The organism is Marinomonas arctica, from assembly GCF_003259225.1.
Lineage (GTDB): Bacteria > Pseudomonadota > Gammaproteobacteria > Pseudomonadales > Marinomonadaceae > Marinomonas > Marinomonas arctica.
On the sequence record NZ_QHJF01000024.1, the window covers coordinates 71,142 to 91,555 of the forward strand.

The 20,414-nt window shown below is 44.2% G+C and carries 18 protein-coding genes; 3 read left to right on the forward strand and 15 right to left on the reverse strand.

Features of this window, described 5'->3' with window-relative positions:
• Positions 1-187 precede the first annotated feature (187 nt).
• The gene (locus DK187_RS14335) at positions 188-400 is read left to right on the forward strand and encodes a SlyX family protein (protein ID WP_111608033.1); all 213 of its coding nucleotides are present in this window, start codon (positions 188-190) and stop codon (positions 398-400) included.
• Here DK187_RS14335 and DK187_RS14340 read toward each other — a convergent pair.
• The 9 genes from DK187_RS14340 to cysM all read right to left on the reverse strand — a co-directional run bounded on the left by DK187_RS14340 (position 397) and on the right by cysM (position 11,757).
• Positions 397-1,191: a class I SAM-dependent methyltransferase gene (locus DK187_RS14340; protein WP_111608034.1), complete on the reverse strand. Its 795-nt coding sequence runs from the start codon at positions 1,189-1,191 to the stop codon at positions 397-399. The genes DK187_RS14335 and DK187_RS14340 overlap by 4 nt on opposite strands.
• Positions 1,192-1,257: 66 nt before the next feature.
• Entirely contained in the window at positions 1,258-2,058 is an 801-nt protein-coding gene (locus DK187_RS14345; RefSeq protein ID WP_111608035.1) for an undecaprenyl-diphosphate phosphatase, read from the reverse strand.
• 4 nt (positions 2,059-2,062) lie between these two features.
• Complete coding sequence (gene tsaB / locus DK187_RS14350) at positions 2,063-2,770, reverse strand: tRNA (adenosine(37)-N6)-threonylcarbamoyltransferase complex dimerization subunit type 1 TsaB (protein WP_111608036.1); 708 nt, start codon at positions 2,768-2,770, stop codon at positions 2,063-2,065.
• 7 nt (positions 2,771-2,777) lie between these two features.
• Positions 2,778-3,434 carry an adenylate kinase gene (adk, locus tag DK187_RS14355; RefSeq protein WP_111608037.1) on the reverse strand — a complete coding sequence of 219 codons (657 nt, stop codon included), beginning with the start codon at positions 3,432-3,434 and terminating at the stop codon, positions 2,778-2,780.
• A 226-nt stretch (positions 3,435-3,660) separates the two neighbouring features.
• A complete protein-coding gene (gene ppc, locus DK187_RS14360; RefSeq protein WP_111608038.1) occupies positions 3,661-6,291 on the reverse strand; it encodes a phosphoenolpyruvate carboxylase in 2,631 nt (876 codons plus the stop codon).
• Between the two features lie 71 nt (positions 6,292-6,362).
• Positions 6,363-7,166 carry a nucleoside triphosphate pyrophosphohydrolase gene (mazG, locus tag DK187_RS14365; protein WP_223232313.1) on the reverse strand — a complete coding sequence of 268 codons (804 nt, stop codon included), beginning with the start codon at positions 7,164-7,166 and terminating at the stop codon, positions 6,363-6,365.
• A complete protein-coding gene (gene relA / locus DK187_RS14370; protein WP_111608040.1) occupies positions 7,163-9,412 on the reverse strand; it encodes a GTP diphosphokinase in 2,250 nt (749 codons plus the stop codon). The genes mazG and relA overlap by 4 nt, the downstream gene beginning before the upstream one ends.
• 16 nt (positions 9,413-9,428) lie before the next feature.
• Positions 9,429-10,745, reverse strand: a complete 1,317-nt coding sequence (rlmD, locus tag DK187_RS14375; RefSeq protein ID WP_111608041.1) for a 23S rRNA (uracil(1939)-C(5))-methyltransferase RlmD — start codon at positions 10,743-10,745, stop codon at positions 9,429-9,431.
• A 118-nt stretch (positions 10,746-10,863) separates the two neighbouring features.
• Positions 10,864-11,757, reverse strand: a complete 894-nt coding sequence (gene cysM / locus DK187_RS14380; protein WP_111608042.1) for a cysteine synthase CysM — start codon at positions 11,755-11,757, stop codon at positions 10,864-10,866.
• Between the two features lie 126 nt (positions 11,758-11,883).
• Here cysM and DK187_RS14385 point away from each other — a divergent pair, with 126 nt between their 5' ends.
• A complete protein-coding gene (locus tag DK187_RS14385; RefSeq protein WP_111608043.1) occupies positions 11,884-12,108 on the forward strand; it encodes a hypothetical protein in 225 nt (74 codons plus the stop codon).
• Positions 12,109-12,132: 24 nt separating this feature from the next.
• Complete coding sequence (locus DK187_RS14390; RefSeq protein WP_111608044.1) at positions 12,133-14,931, forward strand: response regulator; 2,799 nt, start codon at positions 12,133-12,135, stop codon at positions 14,929-14,931.
• Here DK187_RS14390 and acpS read toward each other — a convergent pair.
• The 6 genes from acpS to lepA are packed head-to-tail and all read right to left on the reverse strand — an operon-like array spanning position 14,894 to position 20,357.
• On the reverse strand, positions 14,894-15,307 hold the full coding sequence (acpS, locus tag DK187_RS14395; protein ID WP_111608045.1) for a holo-ACP synthase: 414 nt from the start codon (positions 15,305-15,307) through the stop codon (positions 14,894-14,896). The two genes, DK187_RS14390 and acpS, sit on opposite strands and share 38 nt — an antisense overlap.
• A gap of 28 nt (positions 15,308-15,335) precedes the next feature.
• Complete coding sequence (recO, locus tag DK187_RS14400) at positions 15,336-16,073, reverse strand: DNA repair protein RecO (RefSeq protein ID WP_111608046.1); 738 nt, start codon at positions 16,071-16,073, stop codon at positions 15,336-15,338.
• Positions 16,074-16,078: 5 nt separating this feature from the next.
• Entirely contained in the window at positions 16,079-16,981 is a 903-nt protein-coding gene (gene era, locus DK187_RS14405; protein WP_111608047.1) for a GTPase Era, read from the reverse strand.
• Positions 16,974-17,657 (reverse strand): ribonuclease III, encoded by a 684-nt coding sequence (gene rnc, locus DK187_RS14410; RefSeq protein WP_111608048.1) that lies wholly within the window; start codon positions 17,655-17,657, stop codon positions 16,974-16,976. Before rnc ends, era begins: the two co-directional genes overlap by 8 nt.
• Before the next feature lie 18 nt (positions 17,658-17,675).
• Positions 17,676-18,500, reverse strand: a complete 825-nt coding sequence (lepB, locus tag DK187_RS14415) for a signal peptidase I (protein ID WP_111608049.1) — start codon at positions 18,498-18,500, stop codon at positions 17,676-17,678.
• A 51-nt stretch (positions 18,501-18,551) separates the two neighbouring features.
• A complete protein-coding gene (gene lepA, locus DK187_RS14420) occupies positions 18,552-20,357 on the reverse strand; it encodes a translation elongation factor 4 (RefSeq protein WP_111608050.1) in 1,806 nt (601 codons plus the stop codon).
• Between the last annotated feature and the right edge of the window lie 57 nt (positions 20,358-20,414).

A 20,414-nucleotide genomic window follows, 5' to 3' on the forward strand; every position in this document is an offset into this window, starting at 1 on the left:
ACTAAACTCTTTCTAAAATCACCGTGCGAAGCAAAAGAAGATAGTAGTAAAATACACAACTTCTTTTGAGAGCAATTTTCACGCCACTCTTACATTTTAAATGACCGATACTTGCGCCATATATTTTTATAGAAGAGCTCTTAAAATATGAGTTTAGCTTGTTAAGGTTAACACACAGAAGGTATCTATGAACACCTCACAAATCAACCAACGTATCGACGAACTGGAATTCAAACTACAATTTCAAGAAGATACGATTGATAGTTTAAATCAAGCCCTAATCCGTCAACAAAAAGATATGCTACTAATGCAGGAAAAGCTCGCTATATTAGGAAAGCAGCTTGAATCCTACCGCCAGCAGCAACCTAATTTTGAAGCAGAAAGACCACCACATTACTAGGCAGAAAGAGAATCGAGCGATTTGCGCACATACACATCAAATCGCCCAGATTTTCCCTCTAATTGGTACGTCGGTTGTGCATTATTTAAAAACGTTGCACCTTTGGGACGCTTTACTACAACACGATACTCTGCCAATTCCATGGCTAGGGGCAATAATGCATCGGCATCATCGTCCTTACCAACCAGATCTCTAAAAAAAGCCATTTCTTTTTTGGCCGCTGCTGACGATTTATCAGTATGTGGGTACATAGGATCCAAATACACCACATCAAACACCGCATCATGAGAGATGCCACTTATGTCCGTAGTCAGTAACGACATTTTCGCCACAATATCCGCCACTTCATGGTGAAGTGTAGCCCGATACAAACCATCTTGCAGCATCGCTCTAACAAAGCCCACACGCTCACAAAGTGACACTGAACACCCAAGACAAGCCAAAACAAAAGCATCTCGCCCAAGTCCCGCTGTCGCATCTAACACGGATAAGTTAGCACCTTTATTTAAACCTACCGCTTTCGCAATATCTTGGCCTTTGCCGCCACCAAAGCGTCTTCTATGATCTACCGCTCCAGAGGTGAAATCCACATAAACAGGCTTAGGTGCGGCTTTGCCCGTCTTTGCCACTGCGATACCATCTGGCGTGTACAGTAAAAGATAATCGTAATTAGAAACAAACTTTATCGGCCCAGTGAGCGATAAGAAAGGCAGATCTAACGATTGAGCAGACAGTCGAGCATCAGGTTCCAAAAACCTATCTGTTGCTGCAACCGCGATAGAATGAAGCAAAGAAACCTCTCCTAAAAATAGTATAAAACACTTTATACGCTGAGCCGTGCCCAAAAAACCAAGGTATTAAAGATAAACAATCACTAAAAGTACGAGACCTAAAATCAATCGATAGACAAAAAAAGGAAAGAAACCTATTGTGTTGAGCCATTTCAAAAATAAATAAATACAAATATAAGCGCTGATGGCAGATAAAATAACACCCATAAAGATCCCACCCCAATCTACGGCTAAATTAGACGATACAAGCTCAATGGATTTTAGACCACCTGCCGCCAAAATAAGAGGAATGGACAAAAGAAACGAAAAACGTGCCGCACTTTCTCGACTAAAACCAAGAAAACGTGCCGCCGTCATAGTAATACCGGAGCGCGAGGTACCAGGAATTAAAGCTAATGCTTGAGCAAATCCGATGTAAAGCACACTTTTGAAACCAAGATCTTGTTCTGATTTGGTCGTTGCTCCATAACGGTCTGACAACCAAAGCAGCACCCCAAAACCAATTGTGGTGTAGGCAATTACCTCCAGTGAGCGCAAATGTGTTTCAATAAAACCATCAAACACCAAACCGGCAACACAAGCTGGCAATGTCGCCAGACAAATCCACCAGCCTAACCGACTATTAGGCGTCGATTGTTTGTCTCTAATAGAAACACACCAAGCCACAATAATCTGCATAATGTCTTTTCTAAAATAACCAACGATCGCAAGTAATGTGCCCACATGCACAGCAACATCAAACGCCAACCCCTGATCTTGCCAACCAAGCAGCTGTGCTGGCAATATTAAATGAGCAGAACTTGATATTGGCAGAAATTCAGTCAGTCCTTGAATAACGGCTAAGAAAACAATTTGATACCACAACATACAGTTAACGTTTTCCTATTCGTGGGGCTTGCTTTTCCCATGTGATTTCATCTCTTAGATAGGTTGGAATCGCATCATACGCACTGACCATATCACCTCTTTGAAAGGCCAGAAGAGCCAATTCAGCAATACATGCAGCACGGGGTGCAAGATCGACCAAAACATGCTCAGGAGGAGCAGGAAGCAATGATGTGAGAATATCGTTATAACACCAACCAGAACCGACGCCCTCAAAATGGGTAGAAAACGCAGACAAAGCCGCCGGTTTCACTACACATTCTTCAATTAATGCATCAACTTGGTAATGCCCTGCTACTTTATTAACACAGTAGCCGCCCATATAGATTTCCCCCATACGGGCATCAAGCGCTGCCAACCAATTATTTTGACCTGTGGTTTGAAAACCCTCCAACGACAACGCCGCGAGCGTTGACACAGGAATAACGGGCAGATCAGCGCCAAAAGCCAGTCCTTGTACGACGCCTGCACTGATCCTAAGCCCCGTAAAAGACCCAGGACCTCGACCAAAAGCGATGGCATCAAGATTCGCGAGCGTCAGCCCTGCTTGGCTTAATATTTGATCCACCATTGGGAGAATCAGATCATTGTGAAGGCGGGGCGCCATGCGGAAATCTTCCAACACAACACCATTTATGTACAACGCCACTGAACAAGCTGGCGTTGAAGTATCTAATGCTAAAATAACCGTCATTGCGTGTTTAAGCCTTTAACGATGCTAATAGACTTTGTTTGATCTCATTCAAATCACCAACACCGTTCACTTTAACGAATTTAGGTGCCGTCGCACTGTCTGCTTTTAGCCAGTCTTGATAATAACCAATGAGTGGTGCTGTCTGTTCGTGATACACACCTAAACGCAGACGAACCGTCTCTTCTACATCATCAGCACGCTGAACAAGGTCTTCACCCGTAACATCATCCTTACCTTCCACCTTAGGTGGATTGTAAACAAGATGGTAAGTACGACCGGACGCCTCATGAACGCGACGCCCACTCATGCGTTTTACAATCTCTTCATCAGCCACATCAATTTCGACCACGTAGTCGATCTTAACACCCGCATCTTTCAACGCATCCGCCTGAGGGATAGTACGCGGAAAGCCATCAAAAAGGGCGCCATTAGCACAATCGTCTTGAGTAAGACGTTCTTTGACTAAACCAATGATAATGTCATCAGACACAAGCTGACCGGCGTCCATTACCGCTTTGGCTTTTAGCCCCATCTCGCTTCCTGCTTTGACCGCAGCACGTAACATGTCTCCAGTAGAGATCTGAGGAATACCAAATTCTTCCGTAATAAATTGAGCTTGAGTGCCCTTACCAGCGCCTGGTGCGCCTAATAATATTACTCGCATAAAAAGTCTCCAAAAAACTGCGTAAACTGAATAGCAAAGGTGACTGACACAGCAAACCATCAACGTACAATCTGCACGGCGACAAAGTGTTCAGGCAAACCATTTGCATACTAAAAAATTGAATGGTCGCCAAGCATACCCAAGCAGACCTTCACTATGCAAATTTACGCGTCTTTTTTTATCATTTTCTTACTCATAGTGAGCATTTTCTAACCGTATAATCCGATTAGCCTGTGTTTTGCATTCCGCTGGCAATACCCGCCATCGTAATCATCAACGCTTTATTCACTTCCGCATTACCTTCGTCTTTACGACTGCGATACAAAAGCTCAGCTTGTAAATAGTGCAATGGGTCGATATAAGGATTTCGAACATCGATAGATTGACGAATGGTTTTATTGTCTTCAATAAGGCGCTCTTGTTTTTTCAGTAACTTCACAAGATCGCTCACTTGTTTCAATTTACCACGCAACAAACGCCCTAAACCTTGCAGCTCTTCACTAACAAGTCGCTTTTCATAATATTCCGCTATTTCGGGCTCGGCTTTTGCTAACACCATATCCAGCATGTCTAAATACGCACCAAAGAATGGCCATTTTTTATGCATCTCACGTAATTTTTCCAAATTACCTGAATCAACACCTTGTTGTAATGCGCTCTCAGCCCCCAACCAAGCCGGCAACATTAGACGAATCTGCATCCAAGCAAAAATCCAAGGAATGGCTCGTAGACTCTCCACTCCCCCATCAGAACGTCGACGGGCAGGACGTGAGCCTAATGGCAGTTTTGCTAACTCTTGCTCTGGCGTTGTGGCCCTAAAATACGGCACGAAATCTTCATGCCCACGTATTATTGAACGATATTGATTCATCCCCACTTCCGCCATTTCATCCATAATGGCACGCCACTCTTCCTTCGGAGGAGAAGCTGGTATCAAAGAGGCTTCCATCACAGCGGAGCAATACAGTTCAAGAGATCGCACGGCAATATCAGGGATGCCAAACTTGAAACGGATCATTTCCCCTTGTTCGGTAACGCGAATCGCCCCATTGACCGAGCCCGGTGGCTGAGAAAGAATCGCCACATGAGCAGGACCGCCGCCACGACCAACGGTGCCGCCGCGACCATGGAACAGCGTCAGATGAATGCCATGTTTCTTGCAAAGACGTGTCAAGGCTTCTTGGGCACGATATTGCCCCCAAGTCGCTGCAATCTGTCCTGCGTCTTTCGCTGAATCTGAGTAACCTATCATCACTTCTTGATGACCATTGATATAAGACTTATACCAAGGAATCGAAAACAGTTGCTCAATAATCGGTTCAGCATTATCCAAATCCGCCAGCGTCTCAAACAAAGGCACTATGCGCATAGGAAAGCTCACACCAGACTCTTTCAGCATCAGAGCAACCGCCAACACATCTGATGGTGCACTGGCCATGGAAATAACATAAGAGCCAAAAGAGTTTTGCTGCCCTTTCGAAATCATCTTAAAGGTATCCAGCACCTCTTTTACTTCTGCCGTAGGCGTCCATTCCATTGGTAAGAGAGGTCGTTTAGAGTTTAACTCGGTTAACAAAAAGGCTTGTCGAGACGCCTCATCCCATTCAGCGTAATCACCTAGCCCATAAAAGCGTGTGATCGCAGACAAGGCGTCAATATGACGAGAAGCATCTTGACGAACATCTAATCGCACAAGGGTGGCACCGAATGTAGCAGCACAGCGAATCAGGTCCAGCAAAGAGCCATTGGCAATAACCTTCATACCGCAATCTAATAAGGATTGGTAACATAACACCAAATCATCGATGAGCTCTTGAATATCAAAAAAAATGTCTTCAGATGATGTCGGCTTTCCATCCAAACTTGCTTTCGCCCAGTTTTTGGTCGCCAGCATTTTATTCTCTAAATGTCGCAACACCTCGCGATAAGGTTGCGCACTGTCACCAACACGCTCTCGCAATGCGGCGTTACATTGCGTCATAGAAAACTCAGAACGCAACACGTTGAGATCTTTTATGTAGAGATCAGCCGCCATCCAACGGGCCAACAACGTCACTTCTTTCGTCACTTTGTGGGTAACATTTGGGTTGCCATCACGGTCACCGCCCATCCAAGTCGCAAAACGAATTGGCGCTAAATCCAGCGGTAAGCGATCGTCTTTGGAAAATTGGCTAAACTGCTCATCCAGTTGACGAAAGAAGCGTGGTACGGCTTGCCACAAGGACTGCTCAATCACAGCGAAGCCCCATTTAGCCTCATCAACGGGTGTCGGCCTTTCTTCACGAATTTCATCCGTGTGCCAAGCCTGTGTAATGATTTCCTTCAAGCGTCGTATGTGTTTGGTTTCTTCGAGTGGTAAAATATTGTCTTTGTCTAAGGCTTCCAATTCGCTAGAAATATTGTCATATTTTCGAATCAAAGAGCGACGGACCACTTCTGTTGGATGAGCGGTCAGCACAAGTTCAATAGATTGTGATTGCAATGAGGCAATCATTTGTTCAGCGGTAAAATTTTGCTTGGAAAGGCGGGTCAGTAAATCACCTATGGGGTTATGATAAACACCTAAACTTTCATTCGTACGACGACGGTGAACTCGGTGGTATTGCTCCGCAATATTGGATAAGTTCAAAAACTGATTAAATGCCCGAGCAACAGGCACAATCTCTTTGTCCTCTAGAGCTTCGAGGGCCTGAATAAGCGCTGCAGAATCTCCAGATTGACGGCCATCTTTCGAAAGCTGGCGTATGTTTTCTACTTTCTCAAGAAAGCCTTCGCCCAAATGATTGCTCATACTTTCGCCAAGACAATCTCCCAGCAACCTAACATTTTCACGTAATGACGCCTGACGATCACTCACTTCACCCTCCTAAAATTGCCAATAGCGCTAATTTAAAGGCGCTCTTTTTATCCATTAAATAGATTCGCAGGCTACAAACCTTCTCGTTTGGCCTGCTCCCAATAACGGTCTAATTCCTCGAGAGAACACTCTGTTAATTTTCTATTTTGCATCGACACAAGAGCCTCTATGCGACCAAAGCGGCGACGAAATTTTATATTTGTCTTATTCAATGCCACATCGGGTGATACCTTAAAATGGCGAGCCAGATTACTAACTGCAAACAAAACATCTCCCATTTCTTCTTCTATGTGCAACGGGCTTTGCTGTTTCATTGCTTCTTCAAGCTCGTCTAGCTCCTCCCGAATCTTATCGAATACAGGAGCGACGTTTGGCCAGTCAAATCCCACCTTAGCGGCTTTTTGTTGTATTTTCACCGCTTGCATTAACGCGGGCATGGAAGTAGGAACATCCGCCAAGAGACTTTTTTCACGTCCCCCTTTCTCCTGCGCTTTAATCTGCTGCCACTGGTCAGCAATTTGCTGATCGGTCAGCAATGTTGGCTCACCAAAGCGTGTTATATCACCATCAGGAAAGACATGAGGGTGACGGCGCAGCATCTTTTCGACTATCCCATTCACCACATCATCAAACGAAAAACGCTGCTCTTCCTCAGCCATTTGCGCATAAAACACTATTTGAAACAGTAAGTCGCCTAGCTCTTCCTGCAAATCCTCAAAGTCCTCACGCTCAATCGCATCTAGCACTTCATAGGCTTCCTCTAAGGTATAAGGCGCAACACTTTTGAAGTTTTGCTTTTTATCCCAAGCGCAACCAAACGCCTTATCCCGAAGGCAGCGCATTAGATATTGCAACTGCTGCATTGATTTACTCAAAAGTCTCTCTCTCTGAACACATTAAGCACATTGGGTAACTGATTAATACGGTGTAATAACTTACTTAATACACTTAACTCGCCCACCTCAATGGTAAAGCGAATGTTTGCCGTATGATTCTCCTTTGCGGATAACGTATTCATCGACAACAAATTGACTTTTTCATTGGCCAACAAGCTTGTAATGTCATTTAACAATCCTGTTCTGTCATAAGCCTCAACTTGAATGTTCACTGGATATTGGTTGTCTAGCTCTTCCCCCCAACTCACATCAATGATCCTTTCCGGCTCATCTAGCCCAAGCTGAACAATATTAATGCAATCTTGTCTATGTACTGATACGCCTCGGCCTTGGGTGATATAACCAACAATGTCATCACCTGGAATAGGCGTACAACATTTCGCCATCTGGGTAAGCAGCTTGCCGACACCCAAAATATGAATATCGTTATCAGACGATTTGTGACGACTCTTTTTCAAGCGAATAGGGCGCGCCGGTGCACTTTCACCATTGAGGCTGTAAAAATCATCAATAACACGCAACACCCGCGCTAATTGGATGTCTCCAGCGCCAAGCGCCACATACACTTCCTCTGCGTAAGAAAAATTAAAACGAGAGGAAATCGCCTGTAAATCAATGCGGTTATCATCAAAACCAAGACGCTTTAATTGCTTATCCAGAAGGTGCTTACCCGCGTCTAGATTTTTCTCTCTGTCTTCTTTTCTAAACCAGTTCTGAATTTTGGCTCTGGCTCGGTTGGTTTGCACATACCCTAAAGTCGGGTGCAACCAGTCACGACTAGGACCGCCTTCTTTCGTTGTAAGGATTTCAACCTTATCACCCGTTTTTAAATGCGTCACCAGTGAAATGATTTTGCCATTTACTTTGGCACCACGACAGCGGTGACCAATTTCTGTGTGTACTCGATAGGCAAAATCAACGGGGGTAGCATTAATAGGCAAGTCAACGACATGGCCGTCAGGCGTAAAAACGTAGATACGGTCTTGCTCAATATCACTGCGAACTTGTTCAGATAAAGACTCCAAATCCCCTTGTACTTCATGAAAATCCAGAATGGTTCTTAGCCATTGCAGCTTTTCTTCATAACTGGAGCTATTGGAGCTTAAATCCGTTCCCTTATATTTCCAGTGCGCACACACACCCAACTCGGCATCTTCATGCATTTTGTGAGTACGAATCTGGATTTCAAGCGCTCGACCTTGAGGCCCGATCACCGCCGTATGCAGTGACTGATAACCGTTTGATTTGGGGTTACTAATATAGTCATCGAATTCGTGGGGAATAGGCCGCCACAAATTATGTACGATACCAAGAACGCCGTAACATTCCATCGGTTCATCCACTAAGATACGCACCGCTCTGACGTCATACACTTCATCAAAACCGATGTTTTTATTCTTCATTTTGCGCCAAATGCTGTAGATATGCTTGGCTCGCCCCATTAAATCGGCGTGTATATTAATGCCCTTCAAACGCTCATCCAATAAGGCAATGACATCATCAATATACTGCTGACGATCAAGACGCTTTTCATCTAGCCAGGTCGCGATTCGTTTATAATCAGAAGGATACAGATAGCGGAAAGAGAGATCCTCTAATTCCCATTTGATATGGCCAATTCCTAAACGATGGGCTAAAGGGGCATAAACACTCTGTACTTCAAGCGCCACAGCGACACGACGCTCTTCATTCTGATGTTTGGCTTCTTTAATAGCACAGGCACGCTCAGCGAGTTTAATCAGCACAACACGCACATCATCAATAATCGAAACCAGCATTTTACGCAAAGATTCCAACTGGTTTTCGCTACTACCAAGCACTTCAGCCGCAGAGTCAGCGGTGAGATTTTTAGAGACCTCACCCATGCGCATTACACCTTCAATAATCGAAGACACTTTGCGACCAAACATCTCGGTCACACGAGAGATAGGCAATTGATCTTCTCGTACCACTCGATACAAAGCAGCAGCAACCAATGAGTCTTGATCCGCCCGAAAACCAGACAAAATTTCGACCATTTCTAATCCAGCACGAAAAGTACTGGCTTGCGCTCCCCAATAAGAAGGTCTGGCACTTTTTAATTCTGATTGGCGGGCCAATTCACAGGCCATACGCAAAGGAACGCGAGCACTGTCATCAACCAAATGAGAAAACTGTGCCATCCAGGCATCAATATCAACACTGCCATCGTCTAATACAGGATGATCTTTTCTTACCGTTACCATTTATCCGCCCTTCAATTTACTTCTTTTTTTGCAATAACATCATGGTTTCTACATGCGATGTTTGCGGAAACATATCCATCAAACTAACACGTAAAACACGATATCCTTTTGCAACTAAATACTCGGCATCCCTCGCTAAAGTAGAAGCATTGCAAGAAACATACAATATTTGCATGGGTCCGATTTTTATTAAACTGTCTAAAAACTCAAACGCACCCGCACGAGGTGGGTCCAACAATACTTTGGTAATCTGTTGCGTTAAAAGTTCATTTTTTACGGGCTTAGTTAAATCTGCTGCCAAAAAAGACACATTATCAAGGCCATTCAGGCGTGCGTTTTCCTTGGCAGCCTCAACCATATTCTCCTGAACCTCGACCCCAATAACCGATTGTGCCTGCTGAGCCAAAGGTAAAGAAAAATTTCCTACGCCACAAAACAAATCCATTATGACATCCTGTTTACTTGGCTTTAACCAGTCCAACGCCTGCGACACCATTTTTTGATTCATGCTGGCGTTGACTTGAATAAAATCTTGCGGATGATACTTCAGTCTTACACTACTAAGGTCATAATAGCGCATTTTATCAGTGGTAACGTCCGCTCTGCTCGCTTTCGGTGCTTGCCAATACAGTGCTGTATTTTCTTTTTTTGCCCAGTCTTCCCAGACAGCTTCAAGCTCTGTAGACACTGGAGAAATTAGGCGAAATAAAACGGAAACCCCTTGAGTGTCTTCCAACAATTCCACGTGCCCAAGTTGCGTAGACAAGGTATTGACTGACAATGCTTGTTTCAAGGAGTGAAATATGACTTGAAGCTTATCCGTTAACACAACACAACGATCAATGGCGACTATGTCATTTGACGCTTTACCACGAAACCCCAACACCATTTGACCATTTTTATGGTCAATAGCGATACGTGCTCGACGACGATAGCCAATAGAAGCATCCGACAGTAATTCAAGAGGCTGAGTCGTAATAAGATGGCGCAATTGGCCTTGCAACCAATCAGCTTTTGCTGAAAGTTGCTTTTCTCTTGCTAAATGCTGAAAACTGCAACCGCCACAGGCATGAAAATGCTGACAATCAGGCTCTACCCGATGGCCACTCGGCTCGATGATGTGAGTTAAAACCGCCTCATCAAAACGACGCCCAATTTTGGTCACCTGCGCTGTCACCGTCTCTCCAGGTAAAGCGCCTTCTATAAAGGTGACTTTTCCTTGTAAACGCGCAACGCCTTTTGCTTCATGAGTTAGGCCCTCAACGTTGAAAGTCTGTATAGGGCCGATAGACTGAGGTTTAGGGGCGCGACGCTGGGGGGTTCTTTTTCTCAAAGGGAGCTCTCTTGTTCCTGACTTTTTTCTGGTCAAATAGGATAAATGCACAAGTATTCTATCGCATCTATCCCTAGAACTGTACGCGAAAACAAGCCCTTAATTAATAAAAGGGCTTTTAGCCATCGAACACCCCTGTCGACAAATAACGATCTCCACGATCACAAACAATCGCAACAATGACGGCATTATTGAGTTGCTCGGACAAAGCCAAGGCTGTCGCCACCGATCCACCTGAAGAAACACCACAAAAAATCCCTTCTTCTTTTGCTAACCGTCGCATGGTCACTTCTGCTGTAGTTTGCGAAACATCCATCACTTTATCCACTCTAGTCTCGTCAAAAATCGAAGGCAGATACGCCTTTGGCCAACGACGAATACCAGGGATACTCGAACCATCTTGCGGCTGCAGGCCAATAATTTGAATCGCTTTATTTTGCTCTTTTAAATATTGGGACACCCCCATAATGGTTCCAGTTGTCCCCATAGAACTAACAAAGTGCGTTACGGTTCCCTGAGTCTGCTGCCAAATTTCTGGGCCTGTGGTCAGATAATGAGCATTAGGGTTATCTTGGTTAGCAAACTGATTAAGCACGATACCAACACCTTGATCCTGCATCTCTTGAGCAAGATCACGCGCTCTTTCCATACCTTCCTCTTTTGTCACCAAGTGCAAAATTGCCCCATAAGCCGACATCGCTGATTTACGCTCCTGGCTCATGTTATCTGGCATGATTAAATGCATCTTGTAGCCCTTAATCGCAGCCGCCATCGCCAAAGCAATGCCGGTGTTACCACTGGTTGCTTCAATTAAACTATCGCCTGGCTTTATATCTCCACGTAACTCAGCTTGAAGTATCATGTTCAACGCAGGACGATCTTTTACTGATCCGGCAGGGTTTTGACCTTCTAATTTTAGCAACACCGTGTTGCTTGGATTTGGATTGATGCGCTGCAAGCGAACCAAAGGTGTTTGCCCAATCAAGGACTCAATACTAGGATATTGGATCATATAAAAACTTCATTGACATTGATGACTTAGGGAATGAAACTTAACTATTTAAGAACACTAATGACAAACAGTACAATAAGAAAGCGTTATAAACTTAGTTTCGATTTGACATTCTAGGGCAAGAGTATGCTCGTAACACGCGTTTTCGCACTACTTTTTTTATTACTTTTACTCAGTAGCTGTGAAAAACCCACTGAAGACCTCACTGGGCTAGATACCATTGAGTTAAGAAAGAAATGGCGTGAATGTGCCTACATTCACGCCCCATCCAGCCGTGAAAAACAGACATGCGATAACTATGAAAAAGAATGCAAAGATCGACAGAACAAAGGCAATTTGGCCTGCTATTGATTCATTCAGCAGATTAGCAATACGATGAGATTGCATTTTCTCACCAATCTGGCACCACTTAGCGTAGGCCGTAAACTCTTTTGGGCGCTCTTCACACCTGTATTTGTCATCTCAATGCTCACCAGCCTTTTTTTACTGTCGACCCGTTTTGATGATTTGAATCGCCAGTTGTTTGAGCGCACCAAACAAATTACAGAACAAGTCGCTACGACTAGCGAATACGCGATTGTCTTTTCCGATCAAAATATGATGTATCGAATACTGCAAAATGCCCTCAGCAATCACGACATCAACAGCGTACAGTTATTCAACAGCGAGCAAAAAATCATTGCCGAACTGGGCAGTGCGCCGACCCAAAACAACATGACTTTCACAGAAGAAAGTCACATTATCGAATATGACGACCACCTAGAATCCATGAGCGCTATCTACTATGCCAATAATTCACTAGACGGCATATTCAACGCCCAAACGGACCTCTTTAACCCGACCAACCAACGCAATTTAATTGGCTGGGTCAAAATTGAGGCCAACAAATCGGCGATCAAAATAGCAAAATATCAATACGCTAGCTTAATCATCTTTAGTTTGGTCTTACTAAACATACTGACAATTTTAGGCGCATATCATTTTTCGTCGCATTTAACACAGCCCATCAACAAGCTTGCTATGGCCTTAAATAAGCTGGTCAAAGGCCAATTCTCAGCCGCAAAATTGACAAAACTGCCACCAGAATACGCGGAACTGCAAAAAGACCTGCTCGATCTGACTGAAAGGTTAGAACACCACCATGAAGAGCTCATTATCGGCATAGAACAATCGACCGAAGACATCCGACGCAGCATGGACAGTATGGAGGAAAAAAGCGCGCAATTGCACATCGCCAATCGAGAAGCAATGGAGTCAAATCGCTTAAAATCGCAATTTCTTGCCAACATCAGCCATGAAGTTCGCACGCCTTTAAATGCCATTTTAGGTTATACAAAAACACTGCAAAAAGACATTGTCGATCCTCAACAACGACTCTATGTCGACACTATCGAGCAATCGACAAACAGCCTACTGGCGATTATTGGCGATATTTTGGACTTCTCGAAAATTGAAGCTGGAAAATTAAACCTAGAAAACAACCACTTCAACTTAAAAGCACTAGTCGATGATGTTTATCAAATTCTGAGTGTCAACTTACTGACGAAAGAGAAACAAATTGATTTAGTACCAGAATTTTGCGCGGATATTCCGGAATGGTTTGTTGGTGACAGCACTCGAATTCGTCAAATTTTAACGAACCTAATCGGCAATGCCATAAAATTCACCCATCAAGGGTCAGTACGCACAAAAGTATCCATCGCTTCGCAAACATCCCAGGAAATCACCCTATCCTTCCAAATCATTGACACTGGCATAGGTATACCGGAACACAAGATACATCGCCTATTCAAGCCCTTTTCTCAAGTAGACACCAGCACAACACGACAATTTGGCGGAACCGGCTTAGGACTGGTCATCACTAAAAAACTGGTCGAACAGATGAAAGGGAAAATTGAAGTCAGTAGTGACCCAAGTATCGGCTCAACCTTTCGCTTTACTATAACACTCAAAAAATCAAACAAAACCAGCCAATACAAGCAGAAACTGGATCGACGCGTCCTGTTGCTCGAACCTAGCACCACCTATAAAAACTACCTAACGGCCTACCTAGATAGTATTGGTGTTCACTATGTTGCCTGTTCAGACATAGAGCAGATCATCTCCACTTTAAACAAACAACACGATGCCATTGATGCCGTCTTATTAAGCGTTACCCCTGATGACCAAAACACGACAGAAGCGCGGGAGCTGATTGCTTATTGCGCGCAACAATATGCCATCCCCAGTATTATGATGGTACAACCACCCGGTCAAATAGCGCACTATCCTGATCTAAAGAGCCTATGCAGTGACATACTACTTAAACCAATTAGCCAAGACAGGCTATACCAAGCACTGCTACACATCAACAAAGCACCGATCGAGCTATTGTCTCAAAAGGCACTCCCGTCAGCCAATCATGAGCACTTAAAAAACTTGAAAATATTGGCTGTGGACGATTCTCCAGTCAATCTGCAGCTACTGAATCATTGGCTCACGCCAGCTGGCGTTAAAGTATCGACAGCCTACAGTGGGCGCCAAGCGGTAGATATGGCAATACATGAAAAATTCGACTTGATATTTATGGACATTCAAATGCCTGAAATGGATGGCATGGAAACGACTCAACAATTACGTCAACTAAAGCATTACAAGAACACCCCTATTATTGCACTGACAGCACACGCCTTAGGATCAGAACAACAGCAAATACTTGCAAGCGGTATGAATGCTTATTTAACCAAGCCTATCGATGAAGAGCTACTCTTTACCACCATTGAAACGTGGCGTAACAATACAAAAACCTTTCAAGATCAGGTAGATGACAAACTCATCAATATTTTTGATTTAGACAAAGCGCTCGCTGTCGTTGATGGCAAAGCTGACATAGCAAAAGAGATGTTTGACATGTTAGCGGACTCGCTAGACGCGGAAAAAAAGCTGATTCAACATCACTTAGAAAAGCAAGATACTGAAAAACTCATAGAAGTAGTACATAGAATACATGGCGCCTCTAAATATACTGGCACCATTAATATCGCGCGCCATGCTGGCTTTCTAGAAACCCATTTAAAAGAGTTAGGTTTAGAAGACGCTGACGGTGTCGCAGAAGACTTTATTGAAGCCATTGAAGAGCTTCTGAATCACAGACAGCTTATTCCTTGGCCTCAATCGGTGAACCCGACACGTTAGATTCAAGAACAACAAAAGCCTGAGCATACACTTTCTCATCCGTTAGACTTAAATGCCATGCTACAGGGAAGTCATAGCGCGCCGTAATACTTTCATCAACCATGAGAATCGGCTGCCCAGAAGGCAAATTACTAACACTAAAGTGCTGAAAACTTACCCCCGAACCAATCCCTGTTCCCAACGCCTTAACGGCCGCTTCTTTCGCTGCAAAGCGTTTTGCAACATAAGCATTGGCTTTGTCTACATTGCGGATTTCTAACCAGCGTTGTTTTTCGGCGGCCGTTAATATGCGATCAATAAAACGCTCCCCCAAACGCTCAATTGACTGAGCGATTCGCGCTATCTCAACCAAATCCGTTCCAACTCCGATAATCAAACTCACACCTCTTTAATAACGTAAACCATCACACGGCACGAAAAATAGGCACCCCGAGATGCCGATCACCTTGAAAAGGCTGCTTTGGTAATAAGCGCCTCGAGACGATTGGCTTGCCATTTAATAAACTATCCAGCCAGTTACGATGTAACTCTTTGGCGAGACTTAACACTTGTTTATCCGTCCATTTACCCGCGTGATAATCAAGGGCTACTTGCCCTTCAACAAACAACATAGGTGTTTGTTTTGGTATTTCACCATGATAAGGCCGCAGACCAAATTTATAGTGAAATTGGTAAAGCTGACGCGCTTCAAGCGGCTCACCACGACCTGTAGATATCATGTTAACGCCAACACCAAGCTCGGAAAATAACCCCACCTCAAAGCGCCGTAACAAAGGCGCAATAACCACCCCAGAATGCAGGCTATCAATCAGCCATTGATATAATGCAAATACCTCAGGCAATGGCAAATTGGCAGGCAAAAGCTTTTCAAGTAACTCATGCACATAAAAAGCCGCGTACAAAGACAACCCTTCAAGCACCGCCGCCGCTTTTACCGATTCCAAACTTTTCACGGTTTTTAAGTCACCGCGGCCAGAAAGCTCCATTTCATAGCATAAAAAAGGCCCGGGAATGATCCGAGCCTCTTTTTTTGGTAGTCGCCAAACACCTCGAATCAAACCTTGCTCAAGCGTTAATGCATCAAGCAGAATTTTGCCATCTTGAAAAGGCCGAGTATGAATGACATACGCAGAAACGCGCATTGAGATTATTCTTCCTGGTAACCTAAACTGGCCAAGGCACGCTCATCATCTGACCAACCTGAACGCACTTTAATCCAAAGATTCAACATGACTTTATGTTGAAATAAGTTCTCCATATCAATACGCGCTTCTTTGCCTATTAGCTTAATTTTATCACCACGCTCGCCGATAATGATGCGCTTTTGCCCATTTCGCTCCACCAAAATCAGCGCACTAATATGAATAGCCGACTCTTCATAAACAAATTCTTCAATTTGCACGGCCACTTCATAAGGCACTTCTTGACCAAGCTGGCGCGTGATCTTCTCACGAACAATTTCAGCAGCCAAAAAGCGTGAACTGCGATTGGTTATTTGATCCTCAGGGTAAAACTGCGTCCCCTCAGGCATATAGCTTTCAACCAAGCGCTCTAAACGGTCTAAATTGTTATTACGCAAGGCGGATATCGGAACAATTTGCGCAAAATCCATCCGGTCTGCTAGGTTTGCTAAACGCGGCAAAAGATCTTCTTTTTGATCAAGTTGATCCACCTTATTCACCACCAAAATAACGGGACAGCGAGCGTGTTTCACTTTTTGTAACACCGCCTCATCTTCTTCTGTCCAACGATCCGCATCGATAACAAACAGCACCACGTCGACATCTTTTAATGCCGCCGCTGCGGTTTTATTCATGATACGGTTAATGGCTTTGGCCTCTCCCAGATGCAAACCGGGTGTATCCACATAAATAGCCTGAACATGGCCTTCTGTTTTTACACCAAGAATTTGATCTCGGGTGGTTTGCGGCTTACGCGACGTTATGGATAATTTTTGGCCTAATATATGATTAAGCAACGTCGACTTACCCACATTTGGGCGGCCAACAATGGCAATATAACCACAGTGTGTCACTTCAACGTCAGACATCTTTCTTTTCCAATTTTTTTAAGGCTTTTGCAGCTGCATTTTGCTCTGCAATTCGACGACTATTTCCCTTGCCTTCTATGGCACTTTCACAAAGCTCAATGTGACAATGCACATAAAAAGTTTGATCATGAGGCTCGCCTACAATATTCACAACATCGTACTGAGGTAACGCATGTTTTCTGGCTTGAAGATACTCTTGAAGTCGCGTCTTTGCATCCTTAGTGACCACTTTTAAGGATGTCGCATCTAAGCGCTCTTTGTACCAGGCTAAAATATGCTGGCGACAAACTTCCATTCCCGCATCCAAGTACATACCGCCAATGATACCCTCAACCGTATCGGCTAAAATAGAATCTCGCCTAAAACCGCCGCTTTTTAACTCTCCAGCCCCCAGTTTCAGATAATCCCCCAGCTCAAACTCTCTTGCCAGTTCCGCTAGAGTATCACCCTTTACTAGCGACGCCCGCAGACGACTCAATTCGCCTTCTTTCGCCTTTGGGAAACGGTGAAAAAGATCTTCCGCAATCACATAATTAAGGATAGAGTCACCCAAGAACTCAAGGCGCTCATTATTTTTCCCACCAAAACTACGGTGCGTTAGCGCCAGTTCAAGCAGTCCAAGGTCAGCAAAAAAATACCCTATGCGCTGACTCAGCTTCTGATACGATGAACTCAAAATTTCTCCAAAAAATACTTATTCAATCAAACCGTTATTTTTAAAACTTGGGATACTAAAAAATTCGTCCCAATGCAGCCATACATAAAAAGCACGACCTTTCATATTTTCATCTGGGACAAATCCCCAAAATCGACTGTCAGCACTATTGTCTCTGTTGTCACCCATCACAAAATAATGCCCTGCTGGTACAGTCCATTCGCCTTCATGTGGGGTAAATCGGTAACTATTATAAATCTCGTGTTGCGCCTCACCCAAGTGCTCAGAAAATACATCTACTGGCTCTTGATTTGGGTTCAATGACACAGGCAACTTGGCCAAAAATTCTTTGCTAACGGGCTCACCATTAACCATCAATGTCTTATTATGATAGCTGATTTGATCACCGGGTAAACCGACCAAACGTTTAATATAGTTTAGACTTGGATCAAGTGGGTATTTAAATACAACCACATCACCACGTTTTGGTTCTGTAGTCGGAATAATGGTCGTATTCAAAACAGGCAAACGAAGGCCATAGTCGAACTTATTCACCAGAATAAAATCGCCTATCTTTAATGTTGGCAACATAGATCCAGACGGAATCTGAAAGGGCTCAACAACAAAAGATCGCAGACCAAAGATCACCGCAATGATAACGAAATAAGACTTCACCTCCACCACAAACTTAGGTGTTTGCGCCAATCGCTGCTGGGCATCTTTACTAAGAGCCTTGCGTGTCTCTGTTGGCATATTTACCAACACAGCTTTGCGCTTGGGAAAATACACAATACGATCATACACCCAGAAGACACCCGTCACTAAAAACGCAATGGCCAGTATCAATTCGAAATCAAAACCCATACTTCATTTCTCCATCAGGGCGTGCTGAGCACGCCTGTTGTTTTTCTGGCTCTAGCTGTCTAGCTGCAAAACCGCAAGGAAAGCAGATTGTGGCACCTCAACGTTACCTACCTGCTTCATACGCTTCTTACCTTCTTTTTGCTTCTGCAACAATTTCTTCTTACGGCTCACATCACCACCATAACATTTGGCAATTACGTTTTTACGTAACGCTTTCACTGTCGTACGTGAAATGATTTTTGCACCCACCGCGCCTTGAATCGCCACGTCAAACATCTGACGCGGAATCAAATCTTTCATTTTTTCACACAAAGCACGACCTTTATACTGTACGTTATCCTTGTGCATGATCAGCGCCAAAGCATCGACACGCTCGCCGTTGATCAAGATATCTAATCGGCATAAAGGGGCCGCGCTAAAGTGAGAGAAACTGTAATCTAACGACGCAAAACCGCGGCTACAAGATTTGAGCTTATCAAAGAAATCCATTACTACTTCGTTCATTGGCAGTTCATAACGCAACTGCACTTGGCGACCAACATAGAGCATGTCTTTTTGGATACCGCGCTTTTCCACGCACAAAGTAATAACGTTACCCAAATATTCCTGTGGCACTAAAATGTTGGCTTCCACAATTGGCTCGCGCATTTCTCTAATCGTACCGGGATCAGGCATTTTTGACGGACTGTCGACGCTGATCACCTCACCATTATTTAATTCGATTTCATACACAACCGTTGGTGCCGTCGTGATTAAGTCCAGATCGTATTCACGCTCTAAACGCTCTTGAATGATTTCCATGTGCAGCATACCCAAAAAGCCACAGCGGAAACCAAAACCCAATGCATCCGAACTTTCTGGTTCAAAAAACAAAGAAGCATCATTCAATGTCAGCTTATCGAGGGCGACACGGAAATCCTCATAATCATCAGAGCTAACAGGGAACACTCCGGCGTAAACCTGAGGTTTGACTTTTTTGAACCCCGCTAACTGAGCAACATCTGGTGTCGAAGCATGGGTAATAGTGTCACCCACTGGTGCCCCATGAATGTCTTTAATACCCGCCACAACAAAACCTACTTCACCCGCTTTTAGCACGCCAGTCTCTTTGCGTTTTGGCGTAAAGATACCGGCCATATCAACTGGATGAGACTGCTTGGTAGATTTAATATAAATCTTGTCTTTCTTACGCAGAGTACCTTGTTTGATACGAACAAGGGACACAACACCTAAGTAGTTATCAAACCAAGAATCAATAATAAGCGCTTGCAGCGGCGCATCAACATCACCTACTGGCGGTGGAATCGTCGCAATCAGACGCTCTAGAACATCATCCACGCCCATGCCTGTTTTTGCAGAGCAGGTTACAGCATTCATCGCATCTATACCGATGATCTCTTCAATCTCAGCGCTTACACGCTCAGGCTCTGCTTGTGGCAAGTCGATTTTATTCAACACAGGCATCACTTCGAGGCCTTGCTCGATAGCGGTATAACAGTTTGCAACAGACTGTGCTTCTACACCTTGAGCGGCATCAACCACCAACAACGCCCCTTCACAGGCTGCAAGGGAGCGAGACACTTCATAAGAAAAGTCAACGTGTCCCGGGGTGTCGATAAAGTTCAACTGATACACTTGCCCATCTTTCGCACGATAATCGAGCGTGACACTTTGCGCCTTGATGGTAATACCACGTTCACGCTCAATATCCATCGAGTCAAGAACCTGAGCAGACATTTCGCGCTCACTCAGACCTTCACAAGTCTGAATGAAGCGGTCGGCTAACGTCGATTTTCCGTGGTCTATATGGGCAATTATCGAAAAATTGCGTATGTGCTTAAGATTATTAGAAGACACTATTTACTCACACTTAAAAAGCGATACTTGAATGATTACCTGTTGAAAAACGCTCGT

What these genes read in the sequence shown, in the direction of transcription:
- DK187_RS14390 (WP_111608044.1), top strand. Translation starts at nt 12,133, where the DNA reads ATGAGATTGCATTTTCTCACCAATCTGGCACCACTTAGCGTAGGCCGT.
- era (WP_111608047.1), bottom strand. Translation starts at nt 16,981, where the DNA reads ATGTCTGACGTTGAAGTGACACACTGTGGTTATATTGCCATTGTTGGC.
- relA (WP_111608040.1), bottom strand. Translation starts at nt 9,412, where the DNA reads ATGGTAACGGTAAGAAAAGATCATCCTGTATTAGACGATGGCAGTGTT.
- DK187_RS14335 (WP_111608033.1), top strand. Translation starts at nt 188, where the DNA reads ATGAACACCTCACAAATCAACCAACGTATCGACGAACTGGAATTCAAA.
- lepB (WP_111608049.1), bottom strand. Translation starts at nt 18,500, where the DNA reads ATGGGTTTTGATTTCGAATTGATACTGGCCATTGCGTTTTTAGTGACG.
- DK187_RS14385 (WP_111608043.1), top strand. Translation starts at nt 11,884, where the DNA reads ATGCTCGTAACACGCGTTTTCGCACTACTTTTTTTATTACTTTTACTC.
- cysM (WP_111608042.1), bottom strand. Translation starts at nt 11,757, where the DNA reads ATGATCCAATATCCTAGTATTGAGTCCTTGATTGGGCAAACACCTTTG.
- tsaB (WP_111608036.1), bottom strand. Translation starts at nt 2,770, where the DNA reads ATGACGGTTATTTTAGCATTAGATACTTCAACGCCAGCTTGTTCAGTG.
- recO (WP_111608046.1), bottom strand. Translation starts at nt 16,073, where the DNA reads ATGCGCGTTTCTGCGTATGTCATTCATACTCGGCCTTTTCAAGATGGC.
- adk (WP_111608037.1), bottom strand. Translation starts at nt 3,434, where the DNA reads ATGCGAGTAATATTATTAGGCGCACCAGGCGCTGGTAAGGGCACTCAA.
- DK187_RS14345 (WP_111608035.1), bottom strand. Translation starts at nt 2,058, where the DNA reads ATGTTGTGGTATCAAATTGTTTTCTTAGCCGTTATTCAAGGACTGACT.